Source organism: Acetobacter papayae JCM 25143 (genome assembly GCF_000613285.1).
Lineage (GTDB): Bacteria > Pseudomonadota > Alphaproteobacteria > Acetobacterales > Acetobacteraceae > Acetobacter > Acetobacter papayae.
Genome location: NZ_BAIN01000048.1, coordinates 1 through 19,473, shown reverse-complemented (window position 1 = coordinate 19,473; position 19,473 = coordinate 1). Strand labels below are relative to the sequence as shown.

The 19,473-nt window shown below is 60.0% G+C and carries 28 protein-coding genes and 1 pseudogene; 7 read left to right on the top strand and 22 right to left on the bottom strand.

The window, feature by feature from the left end:
- The 3 genes from JCM25143_RS22390 to JCM25143_RS11015 all read left to right on the top strand — a co-directional run.
- On the top strand, positions 1-372 hold a 372-nt coding region (locus JCM25143_RS22390), incomplete at its 5' end, for a hypothetical protein (RefSeq protein ID WP_035371037.1).
- 225 nt (positions 373-597) lie between these two features.
- On the top strand, positions 598-1,248 hold the full coding sequence (locus JCM25143_RS11020; protein ID WP_025861184.1) for a hypothetical protein: 651 nt from the start codon (positions 598-600) through the stop codon (positions 1,246-1,248).
- Positions 1,236-1,865, top strand: a complete 630-nt coding sequence (locus JCM25143_RS11015) for a hypothetical protein (protein WP_025861182.1) — start codon at positions 1,236-1,238, stop codon at positions 1,863-1,865. Before JCM25143_RS11020 ends, JCM25143_RS11015 begins: the two co-directional genes overlap by 13 nt.
- Before the next feature lie 50 nt (positions 1,866-1,915).
- On the opposite strand, the gene ssb is transcribed toward JCM25143_RS11015, so the two are convergent.
- From ssb to JCM25143_RS18935, 4 genes are all read right to left on the bottom strand, one after another.
- Positions 1,916-2,368: a single-stranded DNA-binding protein gene (gene ssb, locus JCM25143_RS11010; RefSeq protein WP_025861180.1), complete on the bottom strand. Its 453-nt coding sequence runs from the start codon at positions 2,366-2,368 to the stop codon at positions 1,916-1,918.
- A gap of 1,020 nt (positions 2,369-3,388) precedes the next feature.
- Positions 3,389-3,520, bottom strand: coding sequence for a hypothetical protein (locus tag JCM25143_RS24820; RefSeq protein ID WP_264798973.1), 132 nt, complete (start codon positions 3,518-3,520; stop codon positions 3,389-3,391).
- A 1-nt stretch (position 3,521) separates the two neighbouring features.
- Positions 3,522-3,803 (bottom strand): hypothetical protein, encoded by a 282-nt coding sequence (locus JCM25143_RS18940; protein WP_035371035.1) that lies wholly within the window; start codon positions 3,801-3,803, stop codon positions 3,522-3,524.
- Positions 3,804-3,952: 149 nt separating this feature from the next.
- Positions 3,953-4,399: a hypothetical protein gene (locus JCM25143_RS18935; RefSeq protein WP_199897864.1), complete on the bottom strand. Its 447-nt coding sequence runs from the start codon at positions 4,397-4,399 to the stop codon at positions 3,953-3,955.
- On the opposite strand from JCM25143_RS18935, the gene JCM25143_RS22755 reads away from it, so the two are divergent.
- Both JCM25143_RS22755 and JCM25143_RS10990 read left to right on the top strand, forming a co-directional pair.
- Positions 4,399-4,647, top strand: coding sequence for a hypothetical protein (locus JCM25143_RS22755; RefSeq protein WP_199897863.1), 249 nt, complete (start codon positions 4,399-4,401; stop codon positions 4,645-4,647). The genes JCM25143_RS18935 and JCM25143_RS22755 overlap by 1 nt on opposite strands.
- Before the next feature lie 615 nt (positions 4,648-5,262).
- Positions 5,263-5,652: a hypothetical protein gene (locus JCM25143_RS10990; RefSeq protein ID WP_025861176.1), complete on the top strand. Its 390-nt coding sequence runs from the start codon at positions 5,263-5,265 to the stop codon at positions 5,650-5,652.
- Here the strand turns inward: JCM25143_RS10990 and JCM25143_RS22385 are convergent.
- The 3 genes from JCM25143_RS22385 to JCM25143_RS10975 are packed head-to-tail and all read right to left on the bottom strand — an operon-like array spanning position 5,618 to position 7,186.
- Positions 5,618-6,025, bottom strand: coding sequence for a hypothetical protein (locus tag JCM25143_RS22385; protein ID WP_025861175.1), 408 nt, complete (start codon positions 6,023-6,025; stop codon positions 5,618-5,620). The two genes, JCM25143_RS10990 and JCM25143_RS22385, sit on opposite strands and share 35 nt — an antisense overlap.
- On the bottom strand, positions 6,025-6,834 hold the full coding sequence (locus tag JCM25143_RS10980) for a hypothetical protein (RefSeq protein WP_025861174.1): 810 nt from the start codon (positions 6,832-6,834) through the stop codon (positions 6,025-6,027). Before JCM25143_RS10980 ends, JCM25143_RS22385 begins: the two co-directional genes overlap by 1 nt.
- On the bottom strand, positions 6,812-7,186 hold the full coding sequence (locus JCM25143_RS10975) for a hypothetical protein (RefSeq protein ID WP_025861173.1): 375 nt from the start codon (positions 7,184-7,186) through the stop codon (positions 6,812-6,814). Before JCM25143_RS10975 ends, JCM25143_RS10980 begins: the two co-directional genes overlap by 23 nt.
- A gap of 165 nt (positions 7,187-7,351) precedes the next feature.
- Between JCM25143_RS10975 and JCM25143_RS22380 the strand changes: the two genes are divergently transcribed.
- Positions 7,352-7,510: a hypothetical protein gene (locus tag JCM25143_RS22380; protein WP_159101637.1), complete on the top strand. Its 159-nt coding sequence runs from the start codon at positions 7,352-7,354 to the stop codon at positions 7,508-7,510.
- Positions 7,511-8,392: 882 nt separating this feature from the next.
- Positions 8,393-9,325 (top strand): hypothetical protein, encoded by a 933-nt coding sequence (locus tag JCM25143_RS10965; RefSeq protein ID WP_148300112.1) that lies wholly within the window; start codon positions 8,393-8,395, stop codon positions 9,323-9,325.
- 68 nt (positions 9,326-9,393) lie between these two features.
- Here JCM25143_RS10965 and JCM25143_RS18930 read toward each other — a convergent pair.
- The 15 genes and pseudogenes from JCM25143_RS18930 to JCM25143_RS10900 form a co-directional block, all read right to left on the bottom strand.
- Positions 9,394-9,818: pseudogene (locus JCM25143_RS18930) on the bottom strand (type II toxin-antitoxin system VapC family toxin).
- The gene (locus JCM25143_RS10955; RefSeq protein ID WP_025861171.1) at positions 9,815-10,057 is read right to left on the bottom strand and encodes a type II toxin-antitoxin system Phd/YefM family antitoxin; all 243 of its coding nucleotides are present in this window, start codon (positions 10,055-10,057) and stop codon (positions 9,815-9,817) included. The pseudogene JCM25143_RS18930 and the gene JCM25143_RS10955 overlap by 4 nt, the downstream one beginning before the upstream one ends.
- 144 nt (positions 10,058-10,201) lie before the next feature.
- A complete protein-coding gene (locus JCM25143_RS10950) occupies positions 10,202-10,492 on the bottom strand; it encodes a DUF2312 domain-containing protein (RefSeq protein WP_025861170.1) in 291 nt (96 codons plus the stop codon).
- Positions 10,493-10,508: 16 nt separating this feature from the next.
- Positions 10,509-10,982, bottom strand: a complete 474-nt coding sequence (locus JCM25143_RS10945; protein ID WP_148300111.1) for a transcriptional regulator — start codon at positions 10,980-10,982, stop codon at positions 10,509-10,511.
- Positions 10,970-12,397 (bottom strand): DUF1173 family protein, encoded by a 1,428-nt coding sequence (locus JCM25143_RS10940; RefSeq protein ID WP_159101636.1) that lies wholly within the window; start codon positions 12,395-12,397, stop codon positions 10,970-10,972. The genes JCM25143_RS10945 and JCM25143_RS10940 overlap by 13 nt, the downstream gene beginning before the upstream one ends.
- A 102-nt stretch (positions 12,398-12,499) precedes the next feature.
- Positions 12,500-12,883 (bottom strand): hypothetical protein, encoded by a 384-nt coding sequence (locus JCM25143_RS10930; RefSeq protein ID WP_025861165.1) that lies wholly within the window; start codon positions 12,881-12,883, stop codon positions 12,500-12,502.
- Between the two features lie 56 nt (positions 12,884-12,939).
- Positions 12,940-13,602 (bottom strand): HD-GYP domain-containing protein, encoded by a 663-nt coding sequence (locus JCM25143_RS18925; protein WP_025861164.1) that lies wholly within the window; start codon positions 13,600-13,602, stop codon positions 12,940-12,942.
- 45 nt (positions 13,603-13,647) lie between these two features.
- Entirely contained in the window at positions 13,648-15,099 is a 1,452-nt protein-coding gene (locus JCM25143_RS18920; RefSeq protein ID WP_234395189.1) for an ATP-dependent helicase, read from the bottom strand.
- A complete protein-coding gene (locus JCM25143_RS24075; RefSeq protein WP_234395188.1) occupies positions 15,045-15,674 on the bottom strand; it encodes a UvrD-helicase domain-containing protein in 630 nt (209 codons plus the stop codon). The genes JCM25143_RS18920 and JCM25143_RS24075 overlap by 55 nt, the downstream gene beginning before the upstream one ends.
- Positions 15,652-16,029: a hypothetical protein gene (locus JCM25143_RS10915; protein WP_159101635.1), complete on the bottom strand. Its 378-nt coding sequence runs from the start codon at positions 16,027-16,029 to the stop codon at positions 15,652-15,654. Before JCM25143_RS10915 ends, JCM25143_RS24075 begins: the two co-directional genes overlap by 23 nt.
- 71 nt (positions 16,030-16,100) lie before the next feature.
- On the bottom strand, positions 16,101-16,361 hold the full coding sequence (locus JCM25143_RS22085) for a hypothetical protein (protein ID WP_148300108.1): 261 nt from the start codon (positions 16,359-16,361) through the stop codon (positions 16,101-16,103).
- 100 nt (positions 16,362-16,461) lie between these two features.
- A complete protein-coding gene (locus JCM25143_RS18910; RefSeq protein WP_234395187.1) occupies positions 16,462-17,169 on the bottom strand; it encodes a DUF3991 and toprim domain-containing protein in 708 nt (235 codons plus the stop codon).
- Complete coding sequence (locus JCM25143_RS24070) at positions 17,166-17,711, bottom strand: hypothetical protein (protein WP_234395186.1); 546 nt, start codon at positions 17,709-17,711, stop codon at positions 17,166-17,168. Before JCM25143_RS24070 ends, JCM25143_RS18910 begins: the two co-directional genes overlap by 4 nt.
- Positions 17,712-18,189: 478 nt before the next feature.
- On the bottom strand, positions 18,190-18,435 hold the full coding sequence (locus tag JCM25143_RS18905) for a hypothetical protein (protein ID WP_035371032.1): 246 nt from the start codon (positions 18,433-18,435) through the stop codon (positions 18,190-18,192).
- Between the two features lie 5 nt (positions 18,436-18,440).
- A complete protein-coding gene (locus tag JCM25143_RS10900; protein WP_025861162.1) occupies positions 18,441-19,271 on the bottom strand; it encodes a DNA/RNA non-specific endonuclease in 831 nt (276 codons plus the stop codon).
- Between the last annotated feature and the right edge of the window lie 202 nt (positions 19,272-19,473).

The window sequence follows — 19,473 nt, the reverse complement described above, 5'->3', positions numbered from 1 at the left end:
CGAAAGGCGCGGGCAGCGTCTGTCGCTAGTGCGCAGCCAACGGCGGGGCACAGTGCTGTCGCTCTGGCTGGCGACACGCCGCTTGTCACCCTTGACCTGCCCAAGATCGTCGGGGTGTCGTATCGTGCCTATGAGCCATTCGACCCCACCCTGCCGCCAATTCGCAAAGGGGAAATCAACCCCCTGAGTGGGAACGCCTGGGAGTTTGGCGACGATCTGCCGGGCTATCCCAGCAAACGGGGCTATGAGTTCGAAGACGACTGGCTGAAAGATGTGGGCCGCTTTATAGACGCGCGTCATGAAACGACCCGCTCCATGACTGAGGAAGAAAAGTTCGTCTATCGGGCCGCGCGCGCCAGACGACACCTCTGAGCCATAGGCCTGTGCACAGCGTCACAACGGAATGAGCGACAATGATGAGAGGCAGGCATTGTGCCCGTCTCTCATCAGAAGGTCTCATTCTATGGCTGACACCAGCAAAGTACCCCCGACTCCCACTCGTACCCCCCGCGCACTGTGGCGCATAGGCCGCGGTCGCAGTGGCGGCAGCCTCGGCTGCGCGTCATAGCACGACATGCCATCGCACTCGGGCACAAGGTGCTTGTCGCTGATGGCGACATCAATAACCCAATGCTGTCGCGTCTTTATCCACCAGAGGGTGTGCATGGCGTTGGACGCCCTAAAAACGCGACGCTCGAAACCTGCAAGGTCTGGCTGGCCGATACACTGGCGACAGCACTGGAACAGCAGGCCTCGGTAGTGATCGACATGGGGGGCGGCGACAGGATTAGTGAAGAGCTCGCAGCGGAATCCGATCTTGGACACTTCCTCGCCGCGTCAAACCTGATCCCGACCTACGCCTATTTCACAGGGCCGGAACGCGATGATTTCGAGCACATGCACCGGATCTGGGCCAGCGGCGCGTTTCAGGGTGGCACAAGCCTGCTTTTCCTAAACGCTGGCCTGCAACGCAACACTAGTCGCGCAGTCGATCCTTTCGAATGGCTGCGGGAAGATTCCCGGTTCCTCAGCATGTTGAAAGCTGGCGTTATTCCGATAGACATGCCTGCGCTCACGGCCATGAAATATATCGAAGAGGAAGGCTTGAGCGTGTTTGAGGCGATTGCCAACAACGCGGGACAATCAGGCCATCCCCTCAATCCTCTATGGGTCCATATGGCCCAGAAATGGCTGAAGGACTTTACTGCCAACCTCACTAAGGAAGGCGCTGACGAATGGATGCCATAAGCCATCCGGCCAGTCGAACACCAGAAGAGGAAGCGCGACAGCGCTTCCTCACCAGCCTTCACGATGCGGGCATTGCTCTGAATAGCCCGCTTGGGATTCTGCTCGCCCGCCTGAACGATGCGACAGCCGAAACCTGCCAGAGCGTAGACGCGGCGGCCGCACGGATCACGGCGGCCGAGGAAGTCGCTCAACGCAGCCTGAGGACGATGCGCGATGACCTGACAAAGGGACTGGAAAGCGCACGGGCCATCAGCTCGGCAGCAGAACTCCGCATCAAGGCGGAGGAGGAACGTCTCAAGCAGCACCAGCAGGCCACGATCGACAAAATGATCGCCTCGATCATGGGCGGGCTGAAAACGGAACTGTACGACCGGCTCAAACAGCAGATGCCGCACCATGAACAGGGTTTCTATCTGGCGACACGCTGGAAAGCGATCTCGCGCCTGGCACTGGCTGGTGCCCTGTTTTTCTGTGGGGGGTTAGTCGCACATTATGCGCTGGTGTCGCATACGCTTGAACGCGGGCGCTACTGTGAGGGGCATAGTTACGTGGCGGAAAACGGGCAGGCATGGTGTGATCTGACACCCCTGCGTGTCCCTGACCGAACCCAGAACTAGCGTTTTGTGTCCAAAATGGCGCGCGTCCCACGCGCGCCATTCGCTGCCCGTCAGAACGGGATTTCGTCCACCGGGCCAGTATTGCCGTAAGCGGGAGCCGCCTGCCTACGCTCAGGGGCCGCACCATACTGGCCGCCGGTTTCGCCATCCGGGCGGCTGTCCAGAAGGGTCAACTCCCCACGGAAGCGATCAATAATCACCTCAGTGGTAAAGCGCTCCTGTCCGCCCTGATCCGTCCACTTGCGGGTCTGGAGCGAGCCTTCCAGATAGACCTTGCGACCCTTGCGCAGAAAGCGCTCGGCCACATCGGCAAGGCGTTCGTTAAACACCACCACTCGGTGCCATTCCGTGCGTTCGCGGCGTTCACCAGAAGCCCGGTCGTTCCATGTATCGCTTGTCGCCAGTGAGAAAGAGACGATCTTCGCGCCACTCTGCCCATGACGCACTTCGGGGTCTTTGCCCAGATTGCCGACCAGAATGACCTTGTTGACGCTGCCTGCCATATGCCTACTCCATGAACCGAAAATAGAAATGAAAGAATACTGAACCGACGTGCCGCTCAGGCGGCTTCAAACTGTGCCTACTGCTGGCTGGCTCCGGTCTGGTGCTCGACACACCGACCGGGGCGCTTTGCTGTTCGGTCCCATTCCCTCTCAACAAGTAAAGATTAGTACGCCACGGGAAGACCCGCAAGCAAAAAAGCGCGGAAAACAGCCAAAAAAGCATGTTTTTTCATTCTTTTTTGCACCACTAACCGAACAAATATTGTGTATCTCTTTCGGTTACTTTTCATCAATTACATTAGAGAAGAAAAAAAAACGTTCCAGCCGTTTTCATATTACCATAGAATAATTCTATACCTCGCAGCCTGTGCAGCCCGCCCCAGAACGGCGGACAGGAGGCATAATCGCCCCACCCCACTCCTTCACTCCCGAGCAAAACGCCCCGCGCCTGCCAAAAGGTCGGTGCTGCACCAGAGGGCGCGTGTGACGCGCCAGCCGTAGGCCGCCGAAGGCGTCTGGTGTGTCCGCTGTCGCTACGGGCTGGTTCCGGCATAAAGTCGTGGCTGTCCACAAATCCACAGGAGGGGCCCAAAGGGCTGCGCGACGCGACCGCCAAGAGTCAGGCGGCGCGCAGCCCTTTGGGAGGTGCCTGTGGAGTTGTGGGCAGCTCGTCGGGAGGTAGGGTGGCCAACCTGTTTTGTGGAGAGCGTGTTATTCTTGGGTTGAGCAGTTGCGTCTCCGTCCAAGGGGCCGCGACTGGCCTGGCGCCTGGCGAAACAGACCGGCAAGCACAGGTTCCAGCACAAGGCTGTGGCTATCCACAAATCCACAGGAGGGACCCAAGGGCCGCGCGACGCGACCGCCAAGAGTCAGGCGGCGCGCGGCCCTTGGGAGGTGCCTGTGGAGTTGTGGATAGCCCGGTGGGAGGGATGATTGCCCCATTATTCCGGGCAGGCAGAAACAGGATGGAAAATAAAGACCGGAACGCATCGCGGCGGGCTTATGCCCGCCGGTCTTGATTTAGTTGCGCTCCAATGACTCCCGCCATTTGGCAAGGCGTGTCATGACGGGGCCGATAGAAAGCCCTGCGACAAGGGTAAAAATGGCTGCTGGGAGCAGGATAAACAGGAGCGATTGCGTAAAAACATCCATATCAAGGCCCCTCCTTCACTTCTACAGTATAGGGAACGTAAGCCAGTAGTGTCAAAGAACATAATTCAAGCGTGGCCCCCAGTACAAAGGACAAGCCCGCATGAATAAGGTTCAGTGCCGTGTATGCTGTTATCAGGGGCGTTAAAATACCTAGCCCCCATGCGCTCAGGGCTAACGTCTGAAAAATTGCTGCCAATGCCTTCAGCCTGTCTTCAAGATGCTTTGGCGTTTGGCTGGGCGGAAGCAAAGCCCGCAAAACGGGATGAGGCTTTTTCGTTGTCATGCGTTCTCTGTCGCGTTCAGGTTTGCCGGGCCTTTCGGCCCGGCTGGTTATTGTTCAGATACCAAGCGCCTCGTCGAGAGCCGCAGCGGCTTCCTGCGGCACGGTGCGGTTATTTGCCCGGTGCTGATAGGGCTGCCATTCTTCGCCCATCACTTCGGCGTAAGCGTGCAGGCTCCGCTGGCGATATGGAACAGGGCGTAAGCCTTAACGGCGTGTTCGGCCGCGTTTCGGCGCAGACGGTCTGTATAGTTATCCTGACCGTCGATGCCCATACGGTCGTCATCGCGATGTTCGTTTGCCCATTTGTCCTTTGCGTCTTTCGCAAGCTGGCGGCGGGTTTCGTAGTAATTGGCCGCACCATGCGCCGAGCGCACCAGTGCATCCACAATACGATCAAGATGAATCTTGATCGCCTTGAAATCGTCCTCGCCCCTGTAAGTAGAGACCAGAAAGGGCCGTAGCGCGTCATACTGCTCGCGAACGGCGCTCAGGCCGAGGCCGATCATTTCCTCAACGTCTGCAACGTCCAGACCGAAACGGGGGCCAATCAGCGCCATCTGATCGTCTGAGGGAACGAGGTGGAGCAGGTCGGCCATTGAAGGTGAACGATTGGCTTCATGCGCTGTTCCGTTTCATGGAACTGGCGGGCGCGGGCGGGAGAGACGGAACCGGCGGCATCGCCCTTGCGGGGGGCGTTACCTTGCGGGAAGAACGGGGCTTGCTTACAGTGTTGTTTACGTCGGACATGAAAGGCTCTCTTTCTGTTCTGGCTAGTCCCGGTTTGGTGGTCGAAACACCGACCGGGGCGCTTTGTTGTTCGGGCCTATTCCCTCTCAACAAGTAAAGATTAGTACGCCAAGAAAAGCCATGCAAGCAAAAAAGCGCGGAAAACAGCCAAAAAAGCGCGTTTTTTCATTCTTTTTTACGACTGTAAACGAAACAATATTGTGTAGTTCTTTCGGTTACTTTTTCGCAATCCCATGATCCAAGAAAAAAACCGCTCCCGCCGTTTTTATATTCCCATGGGGTGATTCTATACCTCGCGCCCCTGTGCTACCCGCCCCCCAGAACGGCGGGCAAGAGGTATAATCGCCTCCCCCCACTCCTTCACTCCTGAGCAAAACGCCCCTCACCCGGCAAAAGGTCGGGGCTGCACCAGAGGGCGCGTGTGACGCGCCCGCCGTAGGCCGCCGAAGGCGTCTGGTGTGTCCGCTGTCGCTACGGGCTGGTTCCGGCACAAAGTAGGAGCTGTCCATAAATTCACAGGAGGGACCCAAGGGCTGTGCGACGCGACCGCCAAGAGTCAGGCGGCGCGCGGCCCTTGGGAGGTGCCTGTGAAGTTGTGGGCAGCGGGGAACCAGACACGCCCGCCCGGACAGGGTGCGCCCGACAGGCGTCACAACCGGTTGCGTCATACTGCAAAAGCGGGACTGCCCCGCCGTATCGCAAAGGACTGACCATGACGACACCACACAGTGACACAACCACCAAAAGTGGGGATAAACTCTCCTTCACAGTTATCCTGCGAAAACTCTATGAGACATTCGAACCGTTACTCATGCTTAGTCTTTTGATGATGGAAACCGCCATGAAATGGTGTTTCATCTTTGTTTTCATAAATATATGTGTCTGCTCTGCATTGTTTCTGACTGATTTTGTCTTCTTCCAGAGCGCTCACATCGAGAAGTTTCGATTCATTTACTCAATTGCCGATCAATGGGGTGCGGGGGCTATTATTCCGGCCGGCCTATCCTACTGTGCTCTGCTGCTCGGCACTGACCGGCTGAATATATCAACCGCACTCAGTAACTTTCTCAACGCCCGCCGGTCAGCCCACACCCCGGACTGACCCCAGCCGTTGCCGGTGTCCTCTGGACAACCGGCAACACCTGCTCGACCTTTCCCGAACACAGGAGCCAGACATGGCACGACAGGGCGACCTGTTTGGATGGAAGCGGCCACGCCGCGCGCCGCGCATCCTCGCGCATCTCACCGACTGCGGCGATCACGGCTGTGTTTACCAGCCGGGTATGCGCATGGTCGCCCTCTTCACCTGCTCCCGCTGCCAGTGGGAAAGCCGCTGGATCGAAATGCCCAGCGTTACGGCCTGTCGTAAAGGCATCGCCTGCGAGCCGTGCAATGCTGAACGGGCCAAAGCCCGTGAAAGCGTTGCACGCCCGCGCACGCCTGAGCGCATCACGTCCGAGCGTGTGAAAAAGCATCAGAATAGGATTGCGTCCCAGTCCGGGCCATAAAGCATTTTCATGCGGCGCGCGTGGCGAGTGTAGCGCGCTGCCGCTTCACGCGCCCGAGCCTCAGCATCCGCCTCATAAGCCCGCCATGTGTCGCACCAGCCTGCCAGTTCCGGAAAACGCTGAGACAGTTCGTCCACATTGAGCCACGCCTTCGCTCCGATCCGTCCATACACGGTAATGTCGCTCATGACCGTCACCTGTGTAGAGACGGTATGGAGCACGATATTGCGGGCAGGATCGTACAGGGTGTTCGGCCGCTCCGGCACCCACGCCTCCAGAACACGCCACGGGCCAATGTCGTGCGGACCGGGCGGGATGCTACAAAGCCCTGCTCCCATCCGCGCATAGGGCCGGATATCGCCGATGCTGTCCTCAGACTCAAACAACACGACACGGGTTGTCCTGCGCCCCGGCCGGGTGCGGGTCACACCCAGCAAAGCCGCAAAAGACCCACTCCTGCACACCCGGCCTGCCTGCCAGATCTCAAGCCCCGTTTTCGCATAGCGCGATGTGTCGTCCGGATTGTCCCATGTGAGCGTATACACCAGCCGGGGATACCGGCGCGTCAGGCGCGTCATCAACGGCACATGAAAACTCTGGTGCATGGGCTCCAGTTCGAAGGACAGCCGCGTTCGGCTCGTGCGGATCCCAAACACCGGCGGCGACCCGCCACCCATCTCGCGACACGCCGCACGCAGCCAGTCCCGTAATCCCGCACGATCGCGCGCAGGCCCGCGCACCTGCACGCGCACGTCAGGCAGACCCATGTCGCTCATGCCCCACCCTCCTGCGGCTGACGGCAAACCAATGGCGATACCATTCACCATCGCCCAGCGGCGGGGGTGGGGCGTTGCGCTGCACATGCTGGCCCGGCAGGCCGGGAACCGCCTGTTCAACCAGCACACGCATCATGCAGGCCAGCGCCGAGCGATTGCACTCACGCATGGCGCTGCCATAGCAGACACGCACCAGTTCGTCGGCCAGACGCTCCCGCGCGCTCCAGACCCTGTCACATGGGGCAATCGACACCGAGATCAGGGCGGCCCGTCGTCCAACGGCCTGCACCTCGGTCGGCATGGTTGAAGCGATCCCTTTCCACAGCGGGGTTAGGACTATCTGTTTGTGCATTGTTTTTTTCTCCTTCACCCCTCTGCCGCTGCATGGGATCGGGGCGGGGGCAACGGCGCGCGCAGCGCGAGCCTGCGACCGTTGCGGCCGCCCTAGCCCATGCGAGGCGTCACAATCCTTTCTGGCAGTCTGTTCATTCCTTCTTTTCTGCTATGGAGTGTTTCGATGCTTTTCCTGCGCACCTTTATTGCCCGTGCCCGCCCTGTCATTTCGTTCTGCTGGTATGGGGTGGCTGTGTTCGGGCTGAGCCTGCTCGTGCTTTACGGCCTCCTCGGTATTGGCCTTCAGCCGGTCTGGCAGTTGTCGCCAGCACCCCGCGGCTGAGCCTGCCCACCCTCTACTGGCTGGATCACCAGAGCAGTGCACAGCTGCTCGACGGGATTGCCCGCAAGGGGCAGGTCATCGAGCAGCTCTTTCGCGGAATCAGCGGCATCATTGCTCTAGCGGCCATGGCGCTGCGCGTCTGGCGTCGGTTTTGGTGAAAGGCTTAACGTGCGCCCAGGCTAGATCATAGGTCGGCAGAGCCGTACACACATCGGACTGACAGCCATGCGTAAAACGCCCTCCAACATGATTGCAATATTTCGCAGCTCTATCATAGCCTGAGGCTGCTTGAGCGTGTGGACATGCCATGCCCAACATAGTGCTCAAGAATGATTGAATAGGACATCCACAATGTTTCTTAAAAATCTCTTTGTGTCACTGGGTATTATGGGCATTTCTGCGCTGTCATTTGCAACGCCGTCTCAGGCTGCCAGCGGAACCATCAAAGTTACTAATAACGCCCCTCAATCAGTTGCTATAAGCGGCTACAGCGCTTCTCCGAGTGTAACACCGCAAAGCGCCAGTTTAACCATCCCTACGGGGACAACCTCAATTGTGGCCAATGCGGTCGGCCCCGACAAAACAGATCTTTCAATACAATTCACGGCAACATCTAGCGACAACACTTATGGGTGTAACTACTATATTAACCTCAGCTATCAATCATCTTTAAACCAGTATTATTCAAACTATATCGCATACCCATTTACGCGAACTGGCGGAACCCATTTCCCAACATGTACAGCGCCTTCATCTGGCCCATGGTCCGGCGTGAGCAGCTTAGGGGGGACTTTCTACATTCAGTAATAGCTTAACGTTTCTTTTACCCGAATCTTTTTACATTAGTAATCGGTATAATTCGGCAGAAGCAGGAGCCTCCTCATGTCAACAATTACCACAAAAAACCTTTCGTGGTCTGCGACGTGGTCTCAGGCTCCTGTTATGCCTGATGCACTAAATGTGGCTATTTACGGTGAAAGAGGGGTGATTCAACATGGGAATAGTGTTGTTTCCAACTCTTCTGAAACATCCAGTGCCTATGATGACACAATAGGCGATACGCTCACTCTGTCTCAGGAAGCACAAACCTACATTGACACGCAGAGTTCGGGAATAACGGCCAATAGTACCCTATCCAAAATATACAGTGCCATTGTTCAGGTCCTCGGGAGTTCAACAACATCGGATTCTGAAAAATGGAATGCTTTCGTGGCTGACGAACGGCTGTCCATGGAAAGTGCACGAAACGATGGTATTTGGGGCAACATTAACGTCTTTAGTGATTCGGCTGCGATGGCCACGCCATACATGCAGAAAATAAAAGCCGCATACGAAGATCTTGATAAAAATAACAATGTTGCATCCAATCAGATGGAACGGGATTTAAAAGGCCTCGTTCAGGAGAACGCAACAGCAGATCTCAGCGAGTTATGGGGCAATGCGTCCCTGTCTATCGATGTGACGCAGACAACCGCCCAGACGGACAGTGGTACTATTACCAGTTTTTCCATTTCTTCCGAACTTTCCGGAAAAATGGAATACGCAGTCGGAACGGGTCCCAATCTCAAACAGCCACTCGTAAAGACAGATGTTGATGCCCCGACATCGTTTTCATCGTACGATAGCGTCCAGACGGTGAAGGTTTCTGGAAACAAAAATGATCTGAAAGCCGAGTTTGAAAAAGAAATCGTAGAGGAGTTGTTCGGTTCTTCCAGCCGTAAAAACACGACCTCTGCGTTAAAAACAGGGCTTACTTCAGAAGCAAAAACCACAGAGCCATCTGTAACCGCATCGCTCACATCCACTACAACCTGATCTGGCGTAACAGCTCTGAACACCATCAGATGCTCAGAGCAATCCCCCTAACGCTTATGTAACGGCAGTTAAAGAAGCGTGGCACGCAGGCCCAGATGAGGACCTGCCTCAGCAAGGCGACGATCCAGTGTGCACAGCATCACACCATGATCAGCACAGACTGCCAAATGCAACGCATCTCCCGCACGCAGACCAAGAGCATACTGATCTGAAAACCGGGCAGCCGTCCTGAACTGCTGTCCGGTGACGGGAAGACATTCAAAACTATCCACACACAGACGGGTAAAAAGAGCCAGGGCGTTGGCCCGGTCTGTGACTGTGATCTGCCGGTGCGCAGCTTGATCGACAGGGCAGAAGAAAATTCGGTAACAACCCAGTCACTGACAAACAGTGACGCGGGATTCTGGCTGGCAAGCCACTCCTGCATCCGAGCCGTCTCTGCCTCATTGGTCAATGCTGCAACCAGTACCGATGTATCAATATAAAGGCTCAATATCGGGCCTCATCACGCATGGCACGGATACTCTCCCCCGCAGAAACAGTCTGCGGTGTCATGCCCTCAGTCAGGGTGCGCAGCACCTGGAGGTCAACAGGCTTGCGTTCCCGGACAATGCTGTTGATCTGGACGATGACCTTGCCACGCCGCATAATCCGAACCGGTTCGCCCTGCATGGCCTGTTCAACAAGCTGACTGAGATGGGTTTTTGCTTCGACAAGATTAACGGTCTGCATCAGAACCTCCTGACCATATAACTGGTCATATAGTAGCACATACCCCATCCACAACCTACAAAATTGGCAAACATCTTCATGCCGCAACTGACGGCAACCACGATGCCGCCAGCTGCGCATTGCACCTACTGGATTAGATTCAGCCTAAATGCCCAGAGCGCGCCGATAGATATCGAGCAGGGTTTCCTGTTCCTCCACCTCAGCTGGCTCAAGCTTCCGCAGCCGGATGATCTGGCGGATCACCTTCACGTCGAAGCCTGCCGATTTCGCCTCGGTGAAGATGTCCTTGATGTCGCCAGCCAGCGCCTTGCGCTCTTCCTCCAAGCGTTCGACCCGCTCGATGATCGAGCGCAGCCGATCCGCCGCAATCCCGCCTACGGCCGGATCCGTGTCCGTGTCGCCACCCTGTCCTTCATGTAACTGTCCATCCAGCATTGTGTGTCCTTTCGTGTTAACGCGGCCCGTCAGGCCGCGGATTCAGCCGGTGGCCATCTTCCAACAGTTCCAGCCACCGGGATTCCTGTGCGTCCAGCGTCTCCCCCGCCTCCAGACGACGTCGCAAGGCGGTGCGATGCTCCCCCAGCCGCCCCGCAAGTTCGCGCTCCGACCAGCCGATCACCAGCTGGATCCGTAATACCTCCCACCGCCCCAGAGGCGGGCGGTTACCACCCGGCCGAACGGTTGTCGCCAGGGGAGACGGATAGCGGATATGTACCGCCCGAAGGGCTGTGAGCCACAGCCTGAACGGCTCAGGCATCCCGCCCTTGCGGATCCAGCGCGTAATCTCATGGCGGTCATAGCCAGAACGCCGTGAGAGCTGCTGCAGCGGCCAACCGATCCACACCAGAGCCGTGCCAATGAGCTCGGCATCGGCAGGACGGGTTGGCTCCTCCCCGGGTTTGTCCAGACCGGTCACAGCTTGCACACCATTCTGTCCACAGATTCTGGGGATAACCGCCGTTCCACCCAACCGGGAGACGGGGTTCCAAGCGCCCTACGCATCGCCATCCCCACCCGCCTGAACATGCACTGGCGGGAAGTCCGGCCAGCGGCCGGGTGAGGCGACAGCATCCCAGTGCACCAATGCGCCTGCCCGTAGACCTCATCGTAATAGCGGGCCTTCTCCGCCCGACGGGCGGCATAGGCCTCATCCGCCCGGCCGAACACCTCCATCGGGGTGCCGCGCGGTTCGCCCGTATCCGTCAGGACAAAATCTGGAAGAACCGCGTCGCGACCAGCGTCAAAACGCAGCGGCCGGACAAAGCTCCGGCGCTGCTCCACCAAAGCGCGGGCAATGGCCAGCTCATAGCGACTGGAGACAGGGGTCAGCGTATCAGGCTCTACCTCCATCAACGCGATGTCGTCAGCGCGACAGCGCACCAACGACAGACCTTGCGTCATTCCCACCCGCACGGTCGCCGTCACCAGACCAACCACCCGGATGGCCCGCTCAGCACGCGGCTGTGCCAGAGCGGCCATCGCCATCGGATAACGGCGCGCGACACGCTCATGCCAGAGGGACGCGGCACTGACGCGCAGGTTGTAGGCTCCGGCCCCATCAAAACGCAGCGCGCAGAACTGCTGGCCTTCCTGCCAGTTCACCAGAGCGATGTCGTCCACGATCCCCAGCAACAGGATCCGCCATGTGTCGCCACAGGCGCGCGCCGTCTCGCGCAACAGCGCGGGCCCGTCCTCATCGGCGTAGCCGATCATGGCCAGCCGGTCGGACAGGGTCTGATTACGGGCTGGAACAATCCGCAGGGCTGCCCGGTCGAGCGCTTCGCGGACAAAGGGCCAGCGCCGTCGCGCACGCCCCAGACGGGGTGTCCAGCGGTTCAGCCCGGCCTCCTCCCACAGCAGATGCAAAAGGCCGAGCTCGGTAATACGGGCCTGTCGCACAGCCCCCTGCCCTCCACCCTGTCGCGCGGCCTGCGCCGGATCGGCCGGAGCAGCCGCTACGTCGAGGCAGCGCAGCCCTCGGCGCAGGGCGATGCCAATCCGCCCGTCGTCACGCTCGCGCACGACACCATCCGCATAGCCACCCCGGCCATCGCGACGTGGATCGGCCTCATGGAACGAGCAGGCGACATGGTGCAGAGCCCCCTGATGACGCAGACGGGCAAGATGATAGACTTCGACCTGTCGACCATCGCGCTGGCGCAGGCAGCGATGGACAGATAGCCCCATCGGCTGTCCCTGATGGTGACAGTCGCAGACCGGGCGCTCATCGCCGCCCCAGGCCTGCGCGAGCCGCCGTTGCCAGGCACCCGCTCTCTGCGGATCACTGTCCCATGACCGCCGACCCCGGTTTCCATCAGGAAATGTCACCCAGTCACGCATGACGCACATCCGCGAAAACCCGCCCCGACGCACCCTGTCGCACTTCCGTCGCCATCCGGCGGCTGAGCATGCGGTAATGACCCGGCTCTTTCGCCTCACAGATCAGCCCCACCCCCTCAAGGCGGTCAGGGTCGCGCGGATCTGGATCACGGGGATGAGCAGATCACCCGCCAGTTCGGCCGCACTGGCCCCAGCACGACGCTCACAGGACAGTACACCGATGATGAGATCAGCCGTGACATCGCCCCTTACCGTCCGGGTCTGCGGCATCCACGGCACGGCTGCATAGACGCTATGGCCCAGGGAGGCGACTTCTCCGGCATGGAGCAGGCTGCGTAACACGACAGGAAACGCTCCCCTCATCTCCACGGGTACGCGGGCACGCAGTTCGATGGCCGTATGCGGGCCACGTTTGAGGGCGTCGCGCACCGCGGTGATGATCGCGCGACGCGCCTGCGCCTGTTCTGTTTCGCTGAGCGTGTCCACGCACGCGGGGTAATGGTCTGTTTTCTGCGGGCCATCAGGCGCCTCCTGTCTGTGGATCAGGGTTTGAGTATCGCTGGTTTCGTTGTGACGCCGTTTGGCTGGTCAGCCTGAGCGCGTGCACGCAGCAGCTGCGGCCAGATCCGCAACGCGAGATCGGTCAGGATCGGATCGAACTTCACACCCCGCGCCCTGAGCACGAGGGTGCGGACAAGCTCGGGTGCCATGGCGGATTTGTAGGCACGCGGTGAAGCCAGCGCGTCGATGAAATCCGCGATGGCGACAAGGCGCGCGAGCAGGGGGATGGATGCCCCGGACAGACCGATCGGATAGCCCGATCCATCCCAGTGTTCGTGATGGAGCAGCACACAGTCCGCGACATCCTGCGGGACGTGGCCCAGAGCGCGACACAGGATCTCCAGCCCCAGAATGGTGTGCAGACGCATGACGGCCCATTCGGCCGGCGTCAGCCGCCGGGGGGCGTCGAGGATCGTGTCGGGGATGTGGCGTTTGCCAATGTCGTGTAGCTGCGCGCCCAGAGCGAGATGGACTGGCGGCGGCTCGCCCCGATGGGCATGACCGAGTGCCTGCGCCATGCCGGCGACACGATTGCCGTGCCCATCGAGTTCACGACCGGCCTGTTGTGCCAGTGCCCGTAGCTGGCGGTGTTCCGGACCGGGCGACAGATCTGCCTCGGTGACGGACGGGCGAGTGGGTGTCATGCACGACAGTGTGCCTGAACCCGTTGTGACGCTGTTTTGGGTGGGCTAGATCCCCAGCGCCTCATCCTGCGCGTCCCGGATGGCCCGAGCCTCCGCACGGCTATTCGCCCTGCCCAGCCAGCCCGAATAGCGAGCCTCGGGCGGGATGTCGCCGATGAAGGGCGACAGGTCGGCGGACCGGCCATTGCGCCAGGCACACCAGCTGATGGCGACACGCGCGCGCCCGCGCGTCAGCGCGACATAGGCCAGCCTGCGTTCCTCGTCGAGATTGCTGGGCGACAGACCGGGGAACAGTGTGTCCTCCCAGCCCATCAGAAAGACATGCTCGAACTCAAGACCCTTGGAGCCGTGGATCGTCATCAGACGAACACGGCCCTGCCCCGCCTCGCTGGGAGCTGCCGCGCCAAGGGCCGCGTGATCAAACAGGTCCTCGACGCTCGTGAACTCCATCGCCAGCGAGAACAGTTCGTCGAGGTTTTCGAGCCCGGCATTACCCTCCTCACCCGCAACCCGTAGCATATCCAGATAGCCCGAGCGCTCCGCCAGTGTCCGCATCCTCGCACCCAGTGCGGTCTCGGTGCTCAGCTCCTCATCGCGGATGACATGCAGGAAGGCCCGCACCCGCTCGGCGGTCTTGCTCTGGCTGGTCGCATACAGCTTTTCAGCCGCGGCAAAGAGCGAGAGCGCTTCATCCTGGGCCAGCTGCTCGATCCGGGCGAGTGTCTTCGCCCCAACCCCACGGGCTGGCTGGTTGATGACGCGACGGAACGCTTCATCTCCCTGCAGCGCATCGGGTCCGTCCGCCAGACGCAGAAGGCCCAGCACATCCTTGACGACCGCGCGCTGCCAGAAGGCTGTATCGTTGACCAGTTCATAGGGAATGTGCGCCCGGAGCAGTTCCTCTTCGAGCATGCGCGAGAGGAAATTGAACCGGTAGAGAACCGCCATGTCCTCAAGGGCGACACCCATCAGCTGGCGACGTCCGATCTCGCGCGCCAGACCCTGCGCCTCCTGCTGGCCACCGGAGAAGGTGATAACCTCGATCGGCGCACCCTCACCCTGTTCGGTAAACAGCGTCTTGCCCAGCCGGTTGCGGTCGCGGGCGACAACGCTGTTGGCGGCCGTGAGGATATGCCCCGTGGAGCGGAAATTCTGTTCCAGCGGGATCATCCGCCCATTGGGGAATTCGCTCAGGAAGTCGCGGATAAAACCGACACTGGCGCCACGCCAGGAGTAGATTGACTGGTCGTCGTCGCCCACCGCGAAGAGTTCGCCATGATCACGCGACAGCAGTTTGAGCCACAGATATTGCAGGCGGTTCACGTCCTGAAACTCATCAGCCAGAATGGCGTCAAAGCGGCGCGACCAGTCGAGGCGGTACTGCTCGTCGCGTAGCATCGTCACGGTCGGCCATAGCAGCAGATCGCCGAAATCAGCGCAGTTCACTTCCCGCAGCGCCGCCTGATAGGCGGGTAGAGAAGCGCTGCCGTATGCCATGCCATCAGATCCTCGTCGCTCTTTGCCCCAAACCGCGCGATCTGACTCTCCAGCACCGCCTCGGCCTGATCGGGCAGAACCAGATTGTCCTTCATCAGGGCGATCCGCTGAGCCACCGAGCGCACACGCGCACGAAACGTGTCCGCATCCCCCGGCTCCCACGCACCGTCATCGGCGGCCCGTTGGAGCAGGCGTTTGACGATCCGTCGACTATCCTCGGCATCACAGATGTCGAAGCCCGGACGGAGCACTGCAATCTCGGGATCGGCCCGCAACTGGCGACGACCATGCCCGTGGAACGTGCCAATCCACGAAGGCGCGGCCCCCAGCCCCAGCACGGCGTTAATGCGCGTGCGCATTTCATCGGCAGCCTTGTTGGTAAACGTCACCGCCAGAATGCGGTGCGCTGGCATGCCGCGTCGCACGATCCGGTCCACCACCCCGGCAACAAGGGTTTTGGTCTTGCCGGTGCCTGCGCCCGCCAGCACGACAACCGGGCCTTCCTGCCGGGCCGCCTCACGCTGCATGGCCGTGAGACCAGCTAGCGCGTCTTCAGCCAAAGCGTTTGAGATCATAATGCTCGCCTCCCGTGAGGAACGTCACGGAATCAGCCTGATCAGCCAGCAGCTCCACGGTTCGGCCAGTGGGCAACAGCAGCGCGACATACTGCTCCATATCCCACAACCCGGTTGAATCCAGCGTGCCGTCGATCAGCAGCCCTCGGTAGCATTTATCCTCAAAACGCAACTCCACGAAGGTATCGGGTATCGAGCTACAACCATGGGTAGCAGAAAACACCGCCCAATGTGCCCGCAGCGACGGCTTGGCCGCCCATGCCCTGCTGGCCGCCTGAACCTCCTTCAGGAGTGTCATGCAATCCGGACGACGCGGGCCGACACCCGGCAGGCTACCCTGTGGGCGCACACTCACCGCAGACCCGTCCACGGTCAGGAAGGTGCCAGAGTGCCGGGCGCGCCCGGTGAACAGAACAAACTCTGTCGTCAGATCCCACTTGCCATTGGTAAAACTGCCCGCGACGACCAGCCCCGAGACCCGCCTGCCCGTCTCATCCGTGAAGGAGGCGATTGTCCAAGGGATTTCATGGCCCAGTCCGGGGGTGCGTTCCAGCCATCCCGCCAGCTCGGATGAGAGAACAGCGCCTGCTGGGCCGCACTCACGTCTTCGCCAAGGTTGGAGAGGAAATCCAGCGGGTCACTGTCGTCATGCGGACGGGATGTCGGGATCGGTTTGTCGTGTGTCATGAGATGTCCTTTGCAGGCGGTCGCTGGATCAGGGGCGCAGGACAACGCGCCACACCTGATACAACGCCACTATTGATTATTTGTTCAATTCAATTCTGTTTCAGGCGGCCTGTGCCCGGTTCTTGAGTGTCTGGTTAAAGTCCTTGGCCCGGTCGGGCGGCAGGCGCCGCGTGAAATCGACACCGGCGTCATCCGCCAGACGGTAAAGTGTGTCGGCAAACGCGTTACCCGCATCATCATCATCGGTTGCGACAACCAGCACCGCTTCAGGCAGGGCCTTCATGGCTGCCAGATGGGTCTGGATTGCCGCAATGGTCTCCGGCCCCATGCCCCCGGCGGTGGACGCGTAGAGCGTGCCGGGCACATAAGCCTGATCCAGTGCGGCGAAGGAGAGCGCATCGATCGCCGCCTCGCAGATCACCAGACGACGGACTGGCTGCACACTGCCCGGCTGGAAGCGGAACAGCGTCTTCACCGTCCCGCCCAGGCAGATATGGGTATCCGGCCCACGCAGCTCGGCCCCACAGACAGCGCCCTGCTCATCCGTATGGGCGAACCAGGCCGCATGATACCCGTCACGCAGGCACCCCTTGGCCACGGCTGCACGCACGATGGCTTCGGGCAGGCAGCGCTCGCGGATCAGATAGTTCCACACTTTGCCACCCCGATAGAGCGACTTGCGCGCCGCCCAGCGTTCGGCAGGGCTCCGCTCATCCGTGCGTGCGACCTTCTGCGCGACATAGGCAGCCCCTTTGGGTTCAACCCCGACCAGTGCTCCCAGCGTCGAGCAGACTTCGCGCCATTTCATTTCAGGATCAAGGCGGCGGCACAGAGCAAAAACATCGCCACTGCTATCGGGCGTGCCGCGCGGACGCTGGGCATCCCACCAGCCTTCCCGCCATGATTGACGATGATGTGCTCGTCGCCTTTGCGATATTTGAAGCAACGCTTGGTGCTTTTCTCCGCCACGAGAAGGAAATGATGGTTTTCGAGCAGGGTGGCACAGGAGACGCCGTTGACAATGGCCTGACGATCCTGTTCGGACAGTTCGAAGCGTTGATACATGACGGGGGCTCCCTTTACATGGCCGCAAACCAGAATTCGTTCTGGATACTGTGCCTTTACTTCCTTTTTTATAGCACGAACGACCGACCGCACCAAGAAAAAACTGCGCGGAATGGCCATTTTTTGGCGTTTTTTACTGTCTTTTTTATTTTCGTCACCCTCTCTATTTGTTTTGTTTATTTTCCGATACTGACGCGACAGGGGTGTGATGTGGTATCCGCACACAAAAAAAATCGTCCAATACTTGCGCCCACGCCGTGAACACATCCCTTCACCCCCAGACATGAAAGAGCTTCAGGCAAAAAGACGCTGCACGGGAGGCACGCCCCACTCCTCACCTCCTGAGCAAAAAAGCCCTGTCCCCGGCACAAGGGATCGACTGCACCAGAGGGCGCGTGCGACGCGCCAGCCGTAGGCCGCCGAAGGCGTCTGGTGAACCCACGGACGGCTCGATTGGAAACACCACCCGGCAAAGAACCCGACATCGGAAAACCCCACACTGAACACCACTCTGTCCAGTCTAGCGCATGCCGTTGTGACGCTCTTTTTGCCGATGTTTTTTGCGCAGCCACACCCTGAGACCCCGGACGGTTACGGGTCTCATCCGGTGGGCTGCATTTCCCTTAGGAAGCCCACTGATCTATTCTGAAACGATTGGGCGTATCGCAGGGCGTAAACCGCCATACGCCATGATACTGGCGGTAATGCCTGTCTCAGACGCTGTGATCGAACAGTCGCTTAACCCCTCAGGCGAAGGGGTTGGTCATGGGATGGGTTTGCGGGGTGACAGGGGCGTGCGCCGGAAGTTCAGGCTCAGCTCCAGCCGGGCGACAACCGCATTGAGCAGGGCTGCCAGAGCGCGGGCATTCTCCAGTCCGGCCCGGTCATGCGTGATGTCCAGACGCCCATACACGCTGACCCGCGCAGGGTCATTGTCCACCGTCATCTGCTCAATGGTCTGGACCTGTGCGTCAGGTCCAAAGGGGGCGAAGGCTTTGGATGGCGACATGGGCCTTACTCCTGTTCCTGTTCGAGCGCGTGTCTGAGCGCCTTCATTCCGGCACGCGCCAGTTTGCGCTCCAGCCGTTTTTGCAACCGCTCCCACTCACGGTTCTCGCGCGAGTGGGGCGCATAGGGGCTGGCCTGCGGCTCAGGCAGCACCATGGCCTGCGCTTTGACAGCCTCTCCGACACCGGGGAACGGGTCAATCCCGATCCGCTCAGCCAGATCGGCCACACTCAGAGTCTGGCAGGTCGGGCTGTCCGTATTCTGGCACAGATAGGCCCCGGCTTCATTCCGGATCGGGTCATAGATCGCCTTCCACGTCGCCGTGGGCACCAGCACATCCTGCCCGATAGCCCGGCTGCTGCCGCTGAAATCCGGGCCCGTCACCACATAGACCCCGCCCTCGCGCAGGGCCATGGCCCGCACCGCCATTTCCACCCCCGTCCAGATCCCTTCATTCAGGGCGGCGGTCTGGGGCACAACGTTGGAAAGCGTATACGTCTGTTCCTGTAGCTCTTGGGTCCCCGCGTCAGCTGATGGCACCATGTGGCCACGGTCGAAGCCGGAGCCGCGGTAGTCCGCCAGCGTCGCCCCATCGCCTGCAGGCAGGCGCTCATCGGCGACAAACGTATTGGTGGTACGGCCAATCTTTCGGCCACCCTGCACCGCCGCCGCATCGAGATACTCGGCCGCCCACAGCGGTTCATGCACGGCCCCGGCATTGAGAACGGCATAGGCCGTGTTGCACAGAAGTGTCGTGCGGGGCTGGAGCTTTTCGTTCAGAAGCACCGGTAGGGCGTTTTCCGGGCCGAACTGTGTGCAGGTCTCAGCGGCTCGCAAGGCACTGCCGTCATGAGTGCCAGGCCTGTGATCAGGGCAGCGCCTGACGCGCACAGGGATAAACGGAACACGGTCTTTCTCCACGACAGGAAACGGCAGGCTCCATCATGCCGTGTAGCGTGCAGCGGTACAAGAGCATGCGCGCTCATGCCGCCAGATCCAGCAACAGGGTGCGGGCCGTGCGGCCGACCCGTGCCGCCCG

Bases quoted from the DNA above. Each gene is read 5' to 3' on its own strand.
- JCM25143_RS11015 (WP_025861182.1), top strand. From the start codon at position 1,236: ATGGATGCCATAAGCCATCCGGCCAGTCGAACACCAGAAGAGGAAGCG.
- ssb (WP_025861180.1), bottom strand. From the start codon at position 2,368: ATGGCAGGCAGCGTCAACAAGGTCATTCTGGTCGGCAATCTGGGCAAA.
- JCM25143_RS24820 (WP_264798973.1), bottom strand. From the start codon at position 3,520: ATGGATGTTTTTACGCAATCGCTCCTGTTTATCCTGCTCCCAGCAGCC.
- JCM25143_RS18940 (WP_035371035.1), bottom strand. From the start codon at position 3,803: ATGACAACGAAAAAGCCTCATCCCGTTTTGCGGGCTTTGCTTCCGCCC.
- JCM25143_RS18935 (WP_199897864.1), bottom strand. From the start codon at position 4,399: ATGGCCGACCTGCTCCACCTCGTTCCCTCAGACGATCAGATGGCGCTG.
- JCM25143_RS10990 (WP_025861176.1), top strand. From the start codon at position 5,263: ATGACGACACCACACAGTGACACAACCACCAAAAGTGGGGATAAACTC.
- JCM25143_RS22385 (WP_025861175.1), bottom strand. From the start codon at position 6,025: ATGCTTTTTCACACGCTCGGACGTGATGCGCTCAGGCGTGCGCGGGCG.
- JCM25143_RS10980 (WP_025861174.1), bottom strand. From the start codon at position 6,834: ATGAGCGACATGGGTCTGCCTGACGTGCGCGTGCAGGTGCGCGGGCCT.
- JCM25143_RS10975 (WP_025861173.1), bottom strand. From the start codon at position 7,186: ATGCACAAACAGATAGTCCTAACCCCGCTGTGGAAAGGGATCGCTTCA.
- JCM25143_RS22380 (WP_159101637.1), top strand. From the start codon at position 7,352: ATGCTTTTCCTGCGCACCTTTATTGCCCGTGCCCGCCCTGTCATTTCG.
- JCM25143_RS10965 (WP_148300112.1), top strand. From the start codon at position 8,393: ATGTCAACAATTACCACAAAAAACCTTTCGTGGTCTGCGACGTGGTCT.
- JCM25143_RS10955 (WP_025861171.1), bottom strand. From the start codon at position 10,057: ATGCAGACCGTTAATCTTGTCGAAGCAAAAACCCATCTCAGTCAGCTT.
- JCM25143_RS10950 (WP_025861170.1), bottom strand. From the start codon at position 10,492: ATGCTGGATGGACAGTTACATGAAGGACAGGGTGGCGACACGGACACG.
- JCM25143_RS10940 (WP_159101636.1), bottom strand. From the start codon at position 12,397: ATGCGTGACTGGGTGACATTTCCTGATGGAAACCGGGGTCGGCGGTCA.
- JCM25143_RS18925 (WP_025861164.1), bottom strand. From the start codon at position 13,602: ATGACACCCACTCGCCCGTCCGTCACCGAGGCAGATCTGTCGCCCGGT.
- JCM25143_RS18920 (WP_234395189.1), bottom strand. From the start codon at position 15,099: ATGGCATACGGCAGCGCTTCTCTACCCGCCTATCAGGCGGCGCTGCGG.
- JCM25143_RS24075 (WP_234395188.1), bottom strand. From the start codon at position 15,674: ATGATCTCAAACGCTTTGGCTGAAGACGCGCTAGCTGGTCTCACGGCC.
- JCM25143_RS22085 (WP_148300108.1), bottom strand. From the start codon at position 16,361: ATGACACACGACAAACCGATCCCGACATCCCGTCCGCATGACGACAGT.
- JCM25143_RS18910 (WP_234395187.1), bottom strand. From the start codon at position 17,169: ATGAAATGGCGCGAAGTCTGCTCGACGCTGGGAGCACTGGTCGGGGTT.
- JCM25143_RS24070 (WP_234395186.1), bottom strand. From the start codon at position 17,711: ATGTCTGGGGGTGAAGGGATGTGTTCACGGCGTGGGCGCAAGTATTGG.
- JCM25143_RS18905 (WP_035371032.1), bottom strand. From the start codon at position 18,435: ATGTCGCCATCCAAAGCCTTCGCCCCCTTTGGACCTGACGCACAGGTC.